This window comes from Xanthomonas sp. 10-10 (genome assembly GCF_040182365.1).
GTDB lineage: Bacteria > Pseudomonadota > Gammaproteobacteria > Xanthomonadales > Xanthomonadaceae > Xanthomonas > Xanthomonas arboricola_F.
This window is the reverse complement of the sequence record NZ_CP144460.1, coordinates 22,427-38,247: the sequence shown is the minus strand read 5'-3', so window position 1 is coordinate 38,247 and position 15,821 is coordinate 22,427. Positions and strand designations below refer to the sequence as shown.

13 protein-coding genes are annotated in these 15,821 nt (G+C 64.2%); 8 read left to right on the top strand and 5 right to left on the bottom strand.

Going from position 1 to position 15,821, the window contains the following annotated elements; all coding sequences use genetic code 11:
- Window positions 1-9 precede the first annotated feature (9 nt).
- Complete coding sequence (locus VZ068_RS00160; RefSeq protein WP_349656491.1) at window positions 10-576, top strand: hypothetical protein; 567 nt, start codon at window positions 10-12, stop codon at window positions 574-576.
- Between the two features lie 88 nt (window positions 577-664).
- On the top strand, window positions 665-1,066 hold the full coding sequence (locus VZ068_RS00155) for a hypothetical protein (protein ID WP_349656490.1): 402 nt from the start codon (window positions 665-667) through the stop codon (window positions 1,064-1,066).
- Window positions 1,067-1,150: 84 nt separating this feature from the next.
- Here VZ068_RS00155 and VZ068_RS00150 read toward each other — a convergent pair whose 3' ends face one another.
- Window positions 1,151-2,209: an NAD(P)-dependent alcohol dehydrogenase gene (locus tag VZ068_RS00150; protein ID WP_259159025.1), complete on the bottom strand. Its 1,059-nt coding sequence runs from the start codon at window positions 2,207-2,209 to the stop codon at window positions 1,151-1,153.
- 303 nt (window positions 2,210-2,512) lie between these two features.
- Between VZ068_RS00150 and VZ068_RS00145 the strand changes: the two genes are divergently transcribed.
- The 4 genes from VZ068_RS00145 (at window position 2,513) to VZ068_RS00130 (ending at window position 7,637) form a co-directional block, all read left to right on the top strand.
- Window positions 2,513-3,589 carry a glycoside hydrolase family 5 protein gene (locus tag VZ068_RS00145; protein ID WP_349656489.1) on the top strand — a complete coding sequence of 359 codons (1,077 nt, stop codon included), beginning with the start codon at window positions 2,513-2,515 and terminating at the stop codon, window positions 3,587-3,589.
- A gap of 757 nt (window positions 3,590-4,346) precedes the next feature.
- Window positions 4,347-5,339: a glycoside hydrolase family 5 protein gene (locus VZ068_RS00140; protein ID WP_349657790.1), complete on the top strand. Its 993-nt coding sequence runs from the start codon at window positions 4,347-4,349 to the stop codon at window positions 5,337-5,339.
- A 497-nt stretch (window positions 5,340-5,836) separates the two neighbouring features.
- Window positions 5,837-6,943 carry a glycoside hydrolase family 5 protein gene (locus tag VZ068_RS00135; RefSeq protein WP_349656488.1) on the top strand — a complete coding sequence of 369 codons (1,107 nt, stop codon included), beginning with the start codon at window positions 5,837-5,839 and terminating at the stop codon, window positions 6,941-6,943.
- Between the two features lie 250 nt (window positions 6,944-7,193).
- Window positions 7,194-7,637 (top strand): PepSY domain-containing protein, encoded by a 444-nt coding sequence (locus VZ068_RS00130; RefSeq protein ID WP_259159018.1) that lies wholly within the window; start codon window positions 7,194-7,196, stop codon window positions 7,635-7,637.
- A 271-nt stretch (window positions 7,638-7,908) separates the two neighbouring features.
- Here VZ068_RS00130 and VZ068_RS00125 read toward each other — a convergent pair whose 3' ends face one another.
- The gene (locus tag VZ068_RS00125) at window positions 7,909-9,735 is read right to left on the bottom strand and encodes a M28 family metallopeptidase (RefSeq protein ID WP_349656487.1); all 1,827 of its coding nucleotides are present in this window, start codon (window positions 9,733-9,735) and stop codon (window positions 7,909-7,911) included.
- Window positions 9,736-9,790: 55 nt separating this feature from the next.
- Window positions 9,791-10,447, bottom strand: a complete 657-nt coding sequence (locus tag VZ068_RS00120; RefSeq protein ID WP_259159014.1) for a hypothetical protein — start codon at window positions 10,445-10,447, stop codon at window positions 9,791-9,793.
- Window positions 10,448-10,544: 97 nt separating this feature from the next.
- On the opposite strand from VZ068_RS00120, the gene VZ068_RS00115 reads away from it, so the two are divergent.
- On the top strand, window positions 10,545-11,843 hold the full coding sequence (locus tag VZ068_RS00115) for a peptidoglycan DD-metalloendopeptidase family protein (RefSeq protein WP_259159011.1): 1,299 nt from the start codon (window positions 10,545-10,547) through the stop codon (window positions 11,841-11,843).
- 500 nt (window positions 11,844-12,343) lie between these two features.
- The gene (locus VZ068_RS00110) at window positions 12,344-13,873 is read left to right on the top strand and encodes a S41 family peptidase (protein WP_349656486.1); all 1,530 of its coding nucleotides are present in this window, start codon (window positions 12,344-12,346) and stop codon (window positions 13,871-13,873) included.
- Between the two features lie 561 nt (window positions 13,874-14,434).
- Here VZ068_RS00110 and VZ068_RS00105 read toward each other — a convergent pair.
- The gene (locus tag VZ068_RS00105; RefSeq protein WP_349656485.1) at window positions 14,435-15,421 is read right to left on the bottom strand and encodes a D-2-hydroxyacid dehydrogenase family protein; all 987 of its coding nucleotides are present in this window, start codon (window positions 15,419-15,421) and stop codon (window positions 14,435-14,437) included.
- On the bottom strand, window positions 15,421-15,738 hold the full coding sequence (locus VZ068_RS00100) for a DUF1820 family protein (protein ID WP_259159004.1): 318 nt from the start codon (window positions 15,736-15,738) through the stop codon (window positions 15,421-15,423). The genes VZ068_RS00105 and VZ068_RS00100 overlap by 1 nt, the downstream gene beginning before the upstream one ends.
- Window positions 15,739-15,821 lie beyond the last annotated feature (83 nt).

Below are 15,821 nucleotides of genomic sequence, written 5' to 3'. Positions count from 1 at the left end.
GGGCCATATATGGATCGCGCCTGGCTCAACGAGGCAAAGAGTCTTTCGTATAGAGATCCCGAAGTCGCGCTTCGAGAGCTGCGTGAGATCGAATTAGCAATTGGGCCGGACGTTCCGCCTCGTATTCGACATTTACGCACCAACGAGTTCAAAAGTGCACGAGAGTACAGGCAGGCTGCGCTCTTTAGCTTAGGCATGTCACGTAACCTTGGAGTGCACGTGCGCTTCAGTCCCATCGAGGCATCGGATTATGATTTCATTGCAACCTGGGAAGAGAGAAGTACACGACACTTTGCCCCGATTCAACTGAAGGAGCTGGTTCCGGAATCACTGAACAGCTCGTCCAACATTCAAGCAATCATCGATGGCTTGACAAAATACTCTTCAAGCTCACTTACTGTTGGCATATTCCTAAATCGCCGAGGCACCTTTGATCATCGGGAGCTGCGGATTCCAACTCTTCGGATCGGCGCGCTATGGTTTGTTTTCACAACAACACAAGATCAATCGCAGTGGATACTATACGGAGATATCTTGGGCCAAGCCCACGCGACTACGTTTGAGTATCCGACGTAATCTCTCGCTCCAACTGGGGTCCGCACGTTTGATCTTAATAAGAATCAGCACAAACCAAACCTAGGCTCGGGTCGATTTTAATTGAGACATGAAGAGATTGAGTTTACGTAGCTTGCCCAGCTCAGTTTTAACTGAATACACATCAGTTTCAAAGATTTTTTATGAGAAAAACAGCTGCATCGTGCATTTGACTGCCGCTGCCTCAAACAGGACTGTCCAAATTATTTTCAGTGATGTTGTCGGCGTAAAGATATTGGACGAACGAGACTTCTCCGAATTTTGGCGCTGCAACATGGAATCATTTGATGAGATAAAGGGAGCGATCGTCTCACAGGTTACTTCTGGTGGATGGAGCCAGCACGATGAAATACTTCAGTCGCATGTTCCAACAGGGTTTTACGGCGAAGTCATGGAATTTTTTATCGCGGACCACTATGAGTGCATTAACGTTCTATGCGCAAAGGAACCCTGTGTCCAAATCGTTGATTAAGCCATCGGCGAAATACCAGAACTACTACCGTCTGCATCGGACAACGACGCAGACGGTAGCATTACAGCTCTACGCAACAACTAATCAGGCCGCCTTGTCCAACGTCGCCATGTCGATCACGAAGCGGTACTTCACGTCGCTCTTGAGCATGCGCTCGTAGGCGGCGTTGATTTCGTCGGCGCGGATGGTTTCGATGTCCGAGACGATGTTGTGCTTGGCGCAGAAGTCCAGCATTTCCTGGGTCTGGCGGATGCCGCCGATCAGCGAGCCGGCCAGGGTGCGGCGCTTCATCACCAGGTTGAACACCGCCGGCGACGGGTGCGACTCCTCGGGCACGCCCACCAGCACCATCGCGCCGTCGCGCTTGAGCGCGTTGAGGAACGGGTCCAGGTTGTGCGGGGCGGCCACGGTGTTGAGGATGAAATCCAGGGTGTTGTACTGCGCCGCCATCTGCGCCTCGTCCTTGGAGATCACCACCTCGCTGGCGCCCAGGCGCATTGCATCGGCGCGCTTGCTCTCGGAGGTGGTGAACAGCACCACGGTGGCGCCCATCGCCTTGGCGATCTTCACGCCCATATGGCCCAGGCCGCCCAGGCCGACCACGCCCACCTTCTGCCCCGGGCCCACCTTCCAGTGCGCCAGCGGCGAGTAGGTGGTGATGCCGGCGCACAGCAGCGGCGCCACGGCGGCCAGATTGTCGGTGTGGGAGATGCGCAGCACGTACTTCTGGTCGACCACGATATGGTCGGAGTAACCGCCGTAGGTGTTCTCGCCGCCGCCGAACATCGGCCCGTTATAGGTGCCGGTGAAGCCGGCTTCGCAGTACTGCTCCTCGCCTTCCTGGCAGGAGGCGCAGCTGCGGCAGCTGTCGACCATGCAGCCGACGCCGGCCAGGTCGCCAACCTTGAAGCCGGTGACGGCGTCACCGACGGCAGTCACACGGCCGACGATCTCGTGGCCCGGCACGGACGGATACCGCGTGTTATGCCATTCGTTGCGGGCGGTATGCAGGTCCGAGTGACACACGCCGCAGTAGGCGATTTCGATCTGGACATCGTCGGGACCGGGCGCGCGGCGTTCGAACACGAACGGGGCAAGCGGCTGGTCGGCGGCTTGTGCGGCAAAGGCGTGGGCTTGGCTCATGGGGTCAGGACTCCGGTGTTGCGTCGTCCGCGCAGGAGTCGGACGACAAAAGCGGTGATTCGCCGGAACAGCGGCCTCTCGCACGCCTGTGGCGATGCATGTTGGCTGTTCTGCAGCGAACGCTACCGAGCCGGCATGATACCGGCTGCGCCCGTTTGCACGCGATCAACGCTGCGTTGCACGCGTGAATGGTCTGCTAACGCCCAAGCTCCTAGGCTGACCAGGCAGCGCCTTGCCCTGCACCATCCCAACTGGCCGTGCCCTCCCCCTGCGGCCACCACGTCGATGCCGAAGGAGGCTTCCATGTTCCGCGCTCCCCCGAAATTCCCGAGTCTGCGTCGCGTCGCACTTGCACTGACCTTGCTGGCTGCGATGCCGTTGGCGCACGCCAAAGAGCCCGATGGTCCGAAGAAGCAGTCCGCCGGCTTGAAATATGTCGGCGTCAACCTATCCGGCGCCGAGTTCAACTCGCGCAAGAAGCCCGGCACCTTGTTCAAGGACTACACCTATCCGGCCGCGTCGGATTTCGCCTATTTCGCCGGCAAGGGCATGAATACGATCCGCCTGCCGTTCCTGTGGGAGCGCCTGCAACCCGAACTCAACGGCGAGCTGGATACCGCGCAGCTCGGGCTGATCAAGAAGTCGCTCGAAGCGGCCAAGGCGAACAAGCAGTTCCTGATCCTGGATCTGCACAACTATGCCAAATACAACGGCAAGCGCCTTGGCACCGACGAGGTGTCCGCTGCCGCATTGGCCGATCTGTGGCGCCGGCTCGCGCTGGAATTCAAGGACGACAAGGCCGTGATCTTCGGGCTGATGAACGAGCCCAACGGCATCTCCGCAACCGACTGGGCGGGAGCCGCGCAAGGCGCGATCAACGCGATCCGCAAGACCGGCGCCCGCAATCTGATCCTGGTGCCGGGCACGGCGTACACCGGCGCGCACAGCTGGCGCAGCAATAGTTATGGCGGCTCCAACGCCAAGGCGCTGGCCATCCTCAAGGACCCCGGCAACAACCTGGCCTTCGAAGCGCACCAGTACCTGGACAACGACTACAGCGGCACCAAGCCGCAGTGCACCAGCGACAGCGTCGGCGAAGAAAAGCTGCGCGGCTTTACCGACTGGCTGCGCGAAAACAAGCAGAAGGGCTTTCTGGGCGAATTCGGCACCGCCAACAATCCGGTCTGCGACAAGGCGCTTGAAGGCATGCTGACCTACATGGAAAACAACAGCGACGTGTGGCTGGGCTGGACCTGGTGGGCTGCGGGCGCCTGGTGGAAGCCGGATTACTTCTTCACTGTACAACCGGGCAAGGACGGCAGCGACAAGCCGCAGATCAGGATTCTGAGCAAGTACGCACGCCGCGCCGGCAAGCACTGAGGGCAGCGGTCCAAGCGGCAGGACGCGGGCGATGCTGTGCAGGTCGCCCGCTTTTTTTTGCGCCGCGTTGGAGTGTCCACGGCTGGCGCTGGTTGTTGGGCGGCGCAGCAGCAGATCGATGGCATCCAGGCGGTGGACGAAAGTCGGCGCGATGGGGTCTCGGTGCATCGATGATGCACGTCTGGCTTCGATGGGGGTCTCGGTGCATCGATGCTGCACGTCTGGCTTCGGTGGATGCAGCTGTCGTTGTCACCGGGGGCGCTGACTCTTGAAGATGGACGCACCGCGATCGAACACGATCATGGCAGTGCATCGCGCGCTACACCCGCAACGCACGCTCACCCCACTGCGTGCGTCGTGGTTGCAGTGCTAGGCGCATCCGTGCAGGAACGTGTCATGCGTGTAGCTGCATGCGGTCGTTGGCGCAGCTCCTGTCATCGCATCAACGCCGATGCATTGATGCGACCAATACCATTGCGAAGTTGCAGCAGCGCTGCGGATTCAAGGCATTCTCGCGACGCGCGCGATGCATCGAGAAAACAGCTCGCAACTGCGAAGCACTGCACAGCTTGATGCAGTGATACCTCGCATCCGTAGTTGCGCGCCGCAGATGCGCATAGGCTGGTGATCGATGCGTTGTGCTTGCGAGCAACTGCGATGCAACGCATCTCCCCCCCGTAGATGCTTCAGGAGTTCCCCCATGTCCCTCTCCCCCACCTGGCCGCGCCAGCTGCTGTGCTGTGCGCTGGCCGCGCTATTGCTGGCCGCGCTTCCACGCGCGCAGGCGCAAAGCGGTGCACTGCGTTATGCAGGCATCAATCTCTCCGGTGCCGAAATCGCCTCGGCAAGACGTCCCGGCATCGTCAATGTCGACTATCGCTATCCAACTCCGGGCGAATACCAGCACTTCGCCGACACCGGCATGAATGTGGTGCGCCTGCCCGTGTTGTGGGAGCGACTACAACCCAAGAACCAGGGCGCGCTGGAGCCCGCACAGCTCGCGCTGATTCGACAGGCCGTGGCCAATGCCAAGGCAGCGCACATGGTGTTGATCGTGGATATCCACAATTACGCCAAGTATTACGGGCAGAAGATCGGTACCCAGCGCGTGCCGATCGCCACCTTCACCGACCTGTGGCGGCGGTTGGCCGTGGCGTTCAAGAACGATGACGCGGTGATCTTCGGGCTGATGAACGAGCCCTACGACATTGCGCCGCAGAACTGGGCTGCCGCCGCACAGGCAGCGATCGACGGCATCCGCGCCACCGGCGCCAACAACCTGATCCTGGTGCCTGGCGCGCTGTGGTCCGGAGCGCACAGTTGGTATTCCACCATCGCCGGGCAATCCAACGCAGTTGCGCTGGCCAGTATTCGCGACCCGCTCAACCGTTACGCCATCGAGGTACACCAGTATCTGGATACCGATTCCAGCGGCACCAGCGCCAGTTGCGTGAGCGCTACCATCGGTGCGGAGCGCCTGCGCAGTTTCACCGGTTGGCTGCGCAGCCAGCGCAAGCGCGGATTCTTGGGCGAGTTTGGGTCATCCAGCAATCGCACCTGCATGCTCGCGCTGGACGGCATGCTGCGTTATCTGGAAGCCAACCGCGATGTCTGGTTGGGCTCCAGCGTCTGGGCCGCTGGCGCATGGTGGCGCGCCGATTACCCGTTCACGCTGCAGCCGGATGGCAACGGACGCGACAAACCGCAGCTTCCCATCCTGAGCGCGCATGCGCGTCGCATCGCGCGCTGATTCACCCAAGCTCGCCTGGAGCGATCAGGAAAACCTGGTGAGAGGCTGCCAGGCCGTTGCCGGCACTCGGGAACCGGCGTGTAGAGGTGCTACACGCCGGTTCCGGCCGCAGGCCGCAGCGTCTTGCAGGCGCATCGCCACTAGGTGAATTGCCCTGTTCAGCGGTGCCCTCCCAGCGACGGCACCGCATTGATTGCGATGCGTCATGGCTGCGCCACTGCGATGGCGCCACGCAAATGACGCATCGCTTAATAACGCCGGTATCTCGGCACATACCGGTACGTATCCGGTAAACCCAACAGTTTATTGATAACCGGTATGCACGCATAAACGCGCGCTTCCTTATTAAGTGCGCATTGGTTCGCACTTTTCGGCTAAATCGCTGGAATACCGCGCTTTGGCACACGTGATGCATTGCAACACACAGATGCAGCGCAACTTGCGCCGATCGCACGCCATCGGGGCGGCGACGCATCTTCCCCGTCAGGAGTTGCTTCATGTCACGTCCGTCCTTCTCACTACGCCATCTTTCCCTGTGCGCCCTGTGTTTCATGTTGCTGGCCGGATTGTCGTCGGCGCATGCGCAAACACGCGCGCTGACTTACGCCGGCGTCAATTTATCCGGTGCAGAATTCGCATCCTCCAAAAAACCCGGCGTGCTCAACAAGGATTACATGTACGCCTCGGCCAGCGATTACACGTATTTCGCCGGGGTCGGAATGAATACGATCCGCTTGCCCATTTTGTGGGAACGTCTGCAGCCCAGCGCGCGCGGCGAGCTGGATCCGGCGCAGCTGGCGCTGGTGCAGCAGGCAGTGGCGCGCGCCAAGGCTGCGGGCATGTATCTGGTGATCGATATCCACAATTACGCCAAGTACTACGGTTACAAGATTGGCGGGCCGGAAGTGCCGGTGGCCACCTTTAGCGACCTGTGGCGCCGTCTCGCATTGGCATTCAATGGCGATAATGCGGTGATCTTCGGGTTGATGAACGAGCCCAATAATATTTCCTCCAGCCAATGGGCTGGTGCCGCGCAAGCCGCCATCGATGCAATTCGCAGAACCGGTGCCAACAATCTGATCCTGGTACCGGGCGCCTCGTGGACCGGGGCGCACAGCTGGTACTCGCCCACCAGCGATGGCTATTCCAACGCCGTTGCGCTGGCGTCCATCTACGACCCGCTCAACCGTTACGCGTTCGAAGTGCATCAATACCTGGACGCCGATTCCAGCGGCACCAGCAGCGTCTGCGTCAGTTCCACTGTTGGCGCCGGGCGTTTGCGCAATTTCACCGAATGGCTGCGCACCAATGGCAAGCGCGGTTTTCTGGCCGAGTTCGGTACCGCCAATAATCAGGTCTGCAACGAAGCGCTGCAGGGCATGCTCGGCTACATGGAGAGCAATGCAGACGTGTGGTTGGGTTGGACGTGGTGGGCGGCCGGTTCGTGGTGGAACCTGTCCTACGCCTACAACGTGCATCCGAACAAGGACGGCACCGACAAACCGCAGATGACCATCCTCTCGCCGCAGGCCGCACGCGCAACCCGTGCACCCGGCACCACCGCCGCACGTCTACCTGCCTCCACGGCACGCACCAAGCGCTGAATACGCGCCACGAGATGACAAGCCGCCGCAAGGCGGCTTTTTCGTTGGGGCTGCGCGAGCGGCCGCAGCCGCTACGTGTCCCGCAGTGCGGACTTGCTGGAATTGAAATGTAAATCCGCAGTGCAGAAGCGATGAAGGGCGACACCAGGTTTCAGTTAACTGAATTTCCCTGATCGAATCGTCCCTGTTTTCACCCGGCTACGATCCCGAGGCAGCCAGCATGGCGGCACTTCACAGCAGGAGCCTACCCATGGCACGTCGCATGATGACCACCGCGCTGATCGGCGCATTGACGCTTGTTTCGCAGGGCGCGTTCGCGCAGGACGCCGCCAAGCCGGCCAAGGCCCTCACCTCCAATGAGGTGACCAGCATGTTGACCGCCAAGGGCTACACCAAGGTGCACGACGTCAAGTTCGAGCACGGCGTGTGGACTGCCGATGCCCGCAGCGGCGATGGCAAGGATGTGGATGTCCACATCGATCCGGTGACTGGCCGCGTCTATGGCGACCAGACCACCTCGCGGCTGAGCGAAGCCGACGTCCGTGCGGCATTGTCCACCGGCGGCTACGCGGACGTGCACGATCTCAAGTTCAAGGATGGCCTGTGGAAGGCCGATGCAAAGCGCAACGGGCAAAAGGTCGAGCTGCACGTGGATCCCGACGATGGGCACGTGGTCAGTGTCGACAACGATTGAGTGCCTGAGGGCGCGCGTCGTCGGGCGGGTAGGGCAACGCGCTGGTTGAGCTGCGCGCCGAACAGCAGTTTTAGCCCGTACCGACCCTGATCTGGATCCCGGCGATGCCGCGAGTGTGTTTCAGCCAGCTCGCTACCGTTCCGCACGAAGCATGGATGAAAAGCAAAGGGCCTCCAATCGGAGGCCCTTTGTCATGCAGGCAGTCGCCTAGGCTGCGACCGCTCGCACAGCGGCGCGATCTGCATTGCCCACCGCAGCAGCGGCAAGCGCCTCACCGCGCAGGCGCGGCGTCGTTTGCGTCCGAATCCTTGGCCTTGTTCGGCTTGGCATTGTTCGGAGCGTTCTCGGCTGCGCCCGGCTGCGCTGCCGCCGTGCCGGTGCCCGGCTTGCCGGCCAGCATACGGTCGCGTGCAGCCTTGAACGGGTTGCCGGGGTACCAGTTCGGCCAGCGGTCGCCGGCGGCGACTTCCTTGCCCACGCCGTACACCGCTTGCAGGTCTTCGATGGTGCCGTCTAGTTTCCATGTGGCCGCATCGTACTCATCGCCGGGGGCGTGGTAGCGATGGCGCCCGTAGTCTTCGGCTGCCGCACGTCCGGCAGCGGTGCCACCCTCGCGCAGGTCTTCGCCGCCGTCGGCATACAGCGCCGGCACGCCGGCCTTGGCGAAGTTGAAGTGGTCCGAGCGGAAGTACGAGCCGCTTTCCGGCGTGGCTTCGGCGTGCAGCGTGCGGCCCTGCATCGCGGCGATCGGCTTGAGGATGTCTTCCAGCTCCGAGCTGCCCATGCCGACCACGGTGACATCGCGTGCGCGCCCGGCCACCGACATCGCATCCAGGTTGATCACCGCCGCGATCTTGTCCAGCGGAAAGCTCGGGTTGGCCACGTAATACTTGGAGCCGAGCAGGCCGGATTCTTCCAGCGTCACCGCCACGAACACCACCGAGCGGGCCGGCTTGGGGTCCTGATGCGCGAACGCATCGGCGATTTCGAGGATGCCGGCCACGCCGGTGGCGTTGTCCACCGCGCCGTTGTAGATGTTGTCGCCACTCTCGCCCGGATGCTTGCCCAGGTGATCCCAGTGCGCCATGTACAGCACCGCCTCGTCGGCATGGCTGCTGCCTGGCAGCACGCCGACCACGTTGCGCGAGGTCTTCTCGGCAATGCTGCTCTTCAGGTCCACCGACCAGCTGGCCTTCAACGGCACCGGCTTGAAGCCGCGCTTGCTGGCGTCCTTGTAGGCCTGGGCCAGATCCAGCCCGGCATTGGCGAACAGCTGCTTGGCGGTGTCGGCGCTGATCCAGCCCTGCACCGGCAGGCGCGGATCGGGGTCGTCCTTGGCCGGCAGATCGTATTGCGGGCCGGACCAGGAGTTCTTGACCACATCCCAGCCGTAGCTGGCGCCGAGTGTGTCGTGCACGATCAATGCTGCCGCTGCGCCCTTGCGCGCGGCCTCTTCGAATTTATAGGTCCAGCGCCCGTAGTAGGTCATGCGCTTGCCGTCGAACAACTTGGCATCGTTGGTATGGAAGCCGGGGTCGTTGACGAACATCACCACCGTCTTGCCTTTCCAGTCCTGGCCGGCGTAATCGTTCCACTGCTGCTCGGGCGCATCCACGCCGTAGCCGACGAACACCAGCTCGCTGTTGTCCAGCTTGACCTCGGCCTGGCCGGTGCGCGTGCCCACCACGATGTCGGTGCCGAAGGCGAGGGTGCGGGTCTGCTCGCCGCTGCGCAGGCTGGGCGCGGTGGCCGCATCGGCGGTGGTTTCCACCATCGGCACGTCCTGGAACCAGCTGTCGCCATTGCCCGGCTGCAGCCCGATGCGCTGCATCTGGTCGCGGATATAGGTCACGGTCTTTTCTTCGCCAGGCGTGCCCGGTCCGCGTCCTTCGAAGTCGTCCGAGGCCAGCGTCTTGACCAGTTCGGCAAAGTCGCCGCCGGTCAGCTCGGGCGAGAACGCGTGCCGGCTGACCGGTGCGCTGGGCGTGGCATCGGCCGGCGTCTGCTCGGCCGGTGCGGACGGCGTGTCGGCCGATTCGCGTTTGCAACCGGCCAGGGCCAGGGTCGCGGCCAGGCACAACAGGATCTTGCGGGGCATCGGAACTCCTCGTGCGACGGAGTTCCGATCTTAGAACGTGCGTGTGGTGAGCGCGTCAGTCCTTGGGTGCCACGTCCGAATCGAAGCTACGTGCGGTGGCACCGGTGACCGCGCCGACCTTGGCGGTGCGATGCACATACAGATCCACCTCACGCTCGAAGTGGAGCGGGCCATCGACCACTGCCTTGGGGCCGATCACCACGCGGGGTTTGCGCGAGGGCTTGAAGGAAAAGCCGAAGTTCGGCTTGGTCACCTCGATGCCGCCGCGCACATGCGAGCCCACCCCGACGGTGATGTCGCCATTGACCGTCTCGATGCCCTTGCCGAGGTCGGTTCCGACGAGGCCGATACTGCCGTTGACCGTTTCCACGCCGCCGCTGACCTGGCTGCCGCGCTCCACCAGCACGCTGCCGTTGACCGTTTCCAGCCCACCGGACACGATGACCTTCTGGCCCAGGGAAATCGCGCCGTTGACCGTGGACACATCGCCGGTGCGGGCGCCATCGCCGATCTTGATGCCACCGTTGACCGTTTCCACATCCTTGGTCTGCGCACCGGCGCCGATCTCGATGGAGCCGTTGACCGTTTCCAGGCCGCCGTAGGTCTTGCCGGCCTCGGCGCTGATGCGGCCGTTGACCTTGCTGATGTCATCATCGGCCCAGGCGGTCGAGCAGGCCAGGGACAATGCCAGAAGGAGAGACTGGGGCTTCATGCTGAACCTCGCGCGGTGGCGGCTGTCTTGGGCGTGGCGGCGATCACACCATGCTTGGCTACAATCGCGCACCTGCCTGAAGTCACTGGATCGTTCGTTGGCCCCTTCGCCCGCACCGCTGTCGCGTCCGCCGCTCGTCTCCGCCACCGGCGTGGGGCGCAGGTGGCTGGCTGCGAGCGTGCTGGCCTGCATGCTGCTCGGCAGCGTCGGCGCGGGCGCGCAGAACCAGCGCGAGACCGAGCGCAAGCTGCAGCAGCTGCGCGACGAGCTCAAGACCATCAGCGCCGACCGGCGCGAGCTGGAAGGCAAGCGCGGCACCGCGGCCCAGCAACTGCGCCAGGCCGACGAAAAGGTTGCCAAGACCGCGCGTGCCCTGAGCGAAACCGAAGCGGCGATGCGCGCACAGGAACACCATCTGTCCACGCTCCAGCAGGACCGTGCGCAATTGCAGCGCGGCCTGCAGAACCAGCGCACGCAGCTGGCCGCATTGTTGCGCGCCGCCGACCAGGTGGGCCGCAACGCACCGTTGAAGGTGTTGCTGTCGCAGGACACGGTCGGCGATGCCAACCGCATGCTCGCCGATCACCGCTATGTGCAGAACGCACGCGCGCAGCGGATCCATGCGCTGACCACGCAACTGGATGCCCTGGCCAAGGTGGAACAGGACATCGCCACCCGGCGCCAGGCGCTGGATGCCGCGCGCGCGCAGCAGAAGGCGCAGGCCGCCACCTTGCAGAAGGACCGTTCGCAGCAGGCGGCCACCGTGGCGCAGCTGGACGATCGCTACAAACAACGCGCCGAGCGCGAAAAGGCGCTGGGCCAGGATGCCAAGTCGCTGGAGCAACTGCTCGCCAATCTGCGTGCGGCCGCGGCCAAGGCCGAAGCCGAACGCCGCGCGGCTGCAAAGCGCGCCGCCGCCGAGGCCGCGGCGCAGGCCAAACGCGGCAAGACCGATCGCCCGGAGCGCCCCGGCAAAACCCCGCCCAAGGTCATCGCCAGCGCACCTGCACCCAAGGTCGGAGGGCTCAGCTGGCCGGTGTCGGGCAATCTGCTGGCACGCTTCAATGCCACCTTGCCCGATGGGCACACCAGCAAGGGCGTCTTGATCGGCGCGCCCAAGGGCAGCACGGTCACTGCGGTGGCCGACGGCACGGTGGTGTTCTCCGACTGGATGACCGGCTACGGCATGATCCTGATCGTGGACCACGGCAACGGTTACATGAGCCTGTACGCGCACAACGACACCTTGCTGCGCGATGCCGGCGCGGCGATCAAACGCGGCGAGGCAGTGGCCAAGGTCGGCAGCTCGGGCGGGCAGGGCGTGCCGGCGCTGTACTTCGAGTTGCGGCGCAATGGGCAGCCCGTCGACCCATCAAGCTGGTTGCAGCGGCGTTGACGGTGGCGTGTGGTGCGCGCGTGCAGACGCTGCGCATCGCACCGAGCGCAAACGTGCTGCAGGGCGTTGCCGAAGTGGTTGATCAGCGTGGATTGGTTCTGGCCCAGCGCCTGGTCATTGCATCGACCAGGCTTTGCCGGCCAGTGCGTGGCAGCGGTATTGCGCGGATGCGGCCTGCCTGGCCGCTGCGACAGGCCGACCGATCCCGGTGATCCGGCAGCGCCATGGTGTTCGCAGACATCGCGGAGCGTGCGTACACCGCGGTCGGTCGCTGACGCGCGGATGCGGAGTCAGACGCCATGGCGCTGGCCACACGCCAATGGCAGATGCCTGCCGGCGCCAGGGCGCCGCACATCCACCTTTCAAGTCGGCCGCCAGCTGGCCGCCACCGAACTGCCTCTGCAGCCGGCGCGCAATTCAACGCGGATTTACCGCTGCTTCGCGCATAATCCGGTCAGCTCCGTCGTGCGGGGCGTCTTGTCTCTTTGCCGGAGTGCTTCATGCGCGTAGCCGTTCTGTCCGTTGCCCTGTCGCTGGCGTTGTTCGCCTCACCCGGTTGGGCGCAGAAAGCCAGTCCCGCCGCCGCCCAGGCCACTGCGGACGATCCGGAAGCCAACGAAGCCGCCGTCTCCAAGGTGCCGCTGGACGAGATCCGCCGCTTCGTGGCGGTGTACAACGCAGTCAAGCAGGCCTACGTCGACCCGGTCGAAGACAAGAAACTGATGCATGCAGCCGTGCGCGGCCTGCTCTCGGACCTGGACCCGCACAGCACCTATTTCGACAAGGAAGATGCCGAAGCCTTCGACGAACAGGCCACCGGCGCCTACGACGGCATCGGCGTGGAGCTGTTGCAGCAACAGGACAACACGCTCAAGGTGATCGCGCCGATCGACGACACGCCGGCGGCGCGCGCCGGGATCCGCGCAGGCGATGTGATCGTGGCCATCGACGGCAAGCCGATCGATGCCAGCAAGGCGATGGAACCGCTGCGCGGGGAATCCGGCAGCAAGGTCACCTTGACCATCGTGCGCGACAAGGCGCCCAAGCCCTTCGATGTGACCCTGCAGCGCCAGACCATCCGCGTGGCCAGCGTGCGCAGCAAGTTGCTGGAGCCGGGCTATGGCTACATCCGCATCAGCACCTTCCAGGCCGACACCGGCGCCGACTTCCAGAAGAACCTCAAGCAGCTGCAGGCCGGCGGCAAGTTGCGCGGCCTGGTGCTGGACCTGCGCAGCAACCCGGGCGGGCTGCTGACGTCGGCAGTGCAGGTGGCCGACGACCTGCTGGACAAGGGCAACATCGTCAGCACCCGCGGGCGCATCTCGATCAGCGACGCCAAGTTCGATGCCACCCCGGGCGACCTGCTCGGCGGCGCACCGGTGGTGGTGCTGGTGGACGCCGGCTCGGCCAGCGCTTCGGAAGTGCTGGCCGGCGCGCTGCGCGACAACCAGCGCGCGCGCATCATCGGCAGCCGCACCTTCGGCAAGGGCTCGGTGCAGACCGTGTTGCCGCTGGATAACGGCGACTCGGTCAAGCTCACCACCGCGCGCTATTACACGCCCAGCGGCAAGTCGATCCAGGCCAGCGGCATCGTGCCTGAAGTGCAACTCGCGCCCGAACCGCAGCCGGGCGACGCCGACGTGCCGGCCAGCCTGACCGACTACAGCGAAGCCACCTTGCCGGGCCACCTGCGTGGCGACGACGAAGGCGAGGAGGGCTACAGCGCCGGCGACGTGCTGCCGGGCGATGGCCCGATCGCCGCGGCCCTGTCCGAACTCAAGCAGCCCGGCTCAGCCGCCAAGGCGCAAACCGCGCTCAAGGCAAAAGCCCAGGCCGCACAGAAGGCCAAGGCGGCCACCAAGGCAGCCGCCGAGCCCAAGCCGGCGGCAGCGCGCCCGGCGGCGACCGACAAGGCCAAGCCAGCTGACCCAGCCAAGCCGGCCGCGCCTGCGGACAAGCAGCCCCCTGCCGAACCGGCCAAGCCAGCCGCGCCTGCGGACAAATCGGCACCGGTCGAACCGAGCAGGTAAGCGCCGCCCGCAGATGCGCGTGCGATCGGCCGGATGCGGATCGCACGCGTGCCATCCGCAGCGTGTGCGCCCCTGTGCGCAGCGTGTCCGAGCAGACCTGCCGATGCGTCGCAAAACAGGCAATCCGTGCTGCGGTCATCGCGTTTGACGCTGCCTGCGCTGGCGACTGCAGTGCAGAACACGCCTATTACGCGTGGTGTGGGGAACGTCCGTAATCGTGTACGTGAAGGAGAGCACCAGCGGTATGCATGACGCCGCTTGCCAGAGGCTTGATCGCCATGCGGATGGAATGTCTTGGCACGCTACGCCCGGATGGGTCTGCGTGAGCAGGCGCGCGTTTGCAGCGTTCAATCGCTTGCTCAGACCTGCGTTGATCGCGCCATCATCGCTGCTTGAGGATTGGCCGATTGCGCGCGTTGGGTTGGGCATGCAGCGTTCGGCAGACGCCCTGAAACTCCCGCGCGCTTGCAAACCCGTCCATGCGTTCCCGTGCGAGTCGCTGACGGCATCCGTGTGTCTGGTTCTTCGCGCATGCATGCTGGGACTCACCGCGCAAACGCGCTAGCGCGTCATCGCCAGCACTTCCGGATTGACCAGATTGCGCGGCGTGCCGGCGGCGAACGCCAGCACATTGTCGAAGGCGGCGTCGAAATACAGCGCGTAGCTGTCGCGCTCCACATAACCCAGGTGCGGTGTGGCCAGCAGGCGCGGGTGCTGCAGCAGCGGGTCGCGCGGGTCCAGCACCGGCTCGCGCTCGAATACATCCACCGCCGCCTGCCCGGGCCGGCCGGCATCCAGCGCGGCCAGCAATGCGCCGGGTGCGAGTAATTCGGCGCGACTGGTGTTGACCAGCAAGGCGTCGGTGCGCATGCGGCCCAGATCCTGCGCAGTCACCTGGTGGCGCGTCTGCGCAGTCAGCCGGCGATGCAGCGACAGCACATCGCTGCGCTCGAACAGCTCCTGGCGACTGCCCGCAATTGCATACCCATCGCGCGCGGCCTGCGCGCACGACGCTTCGCCGCCCCACACCAGCACCTGCATGCCGAACGCGCGCCCGAACCCGGCCACGCGTTGGCCGATCCGCCCATAACTCCAGACACCCAGGGTGCGGCCATGCAGCGATCGGCCCAGGTCGGGGTCGCCGGTCGCCTGCCAGCGGCCCTGGTGCAGGGCGCGCTGATACTCGCTCAGGCGGCGACTGGCCGACAGGATCAGCGCCCAGGTCAGCTCGGCCGGCGCCACCGGCGAGCCAACGCCCTCGGCCACCGCCACGCCGAACTCGGTGCAGGCGGCCACATCCACATGCGTGCCCACGCGTCCGGTCTGGCTGATCAGCTTCAGCCGCGGCAACCGCCGCAACAGCGTCGCATCCACGCGGGTGCGCTCGCGGATCAGCACCAGCGCCTCGGCTTCGACCAGGCGCTCGGCCCATTCGTTGGGATCGGTGGCCAACGCGCCGAGCACCTGCACATCGTGCCCCTCCAGTCGCTGCAGACAGGGCAGGTGGCGCACCGCGCCCTGGTAATCGTCGGGCACCAGGATGCGCATCAACGCGGCTTGGTCGGCACCGGAAAGGTCACCACCTTGTCGCCGGTGGTCGCATCGCGGATCACCGACTGGCCTTTCTTTTCCACTTCTTCGATACGCACGATACTCTGCATCGGCAGATGCAGGGTCCTGGTATTGCCGAACTCTTCGCGCAGGCGTTCTTCGGTGGGGTCCACCACCAGGCCGTCGTGCACGTCGAACACCAACTCGCCGATCTGGTTGAAGCCCCACAGATGGCTGCCGGTCACTTCGTGCGCGTAGAGCTCGTACACCTTGCCGTGATTGAGAAAGGTGACTTTGTACAGGGGCTTGGACATGCGCCGATTATAGGCGCGCCATTGCCCTGGACGCAGCGCAGCGCGCCGGCAGGTGCATGCCTCCGCGCTGTGGCGCTTGCCGC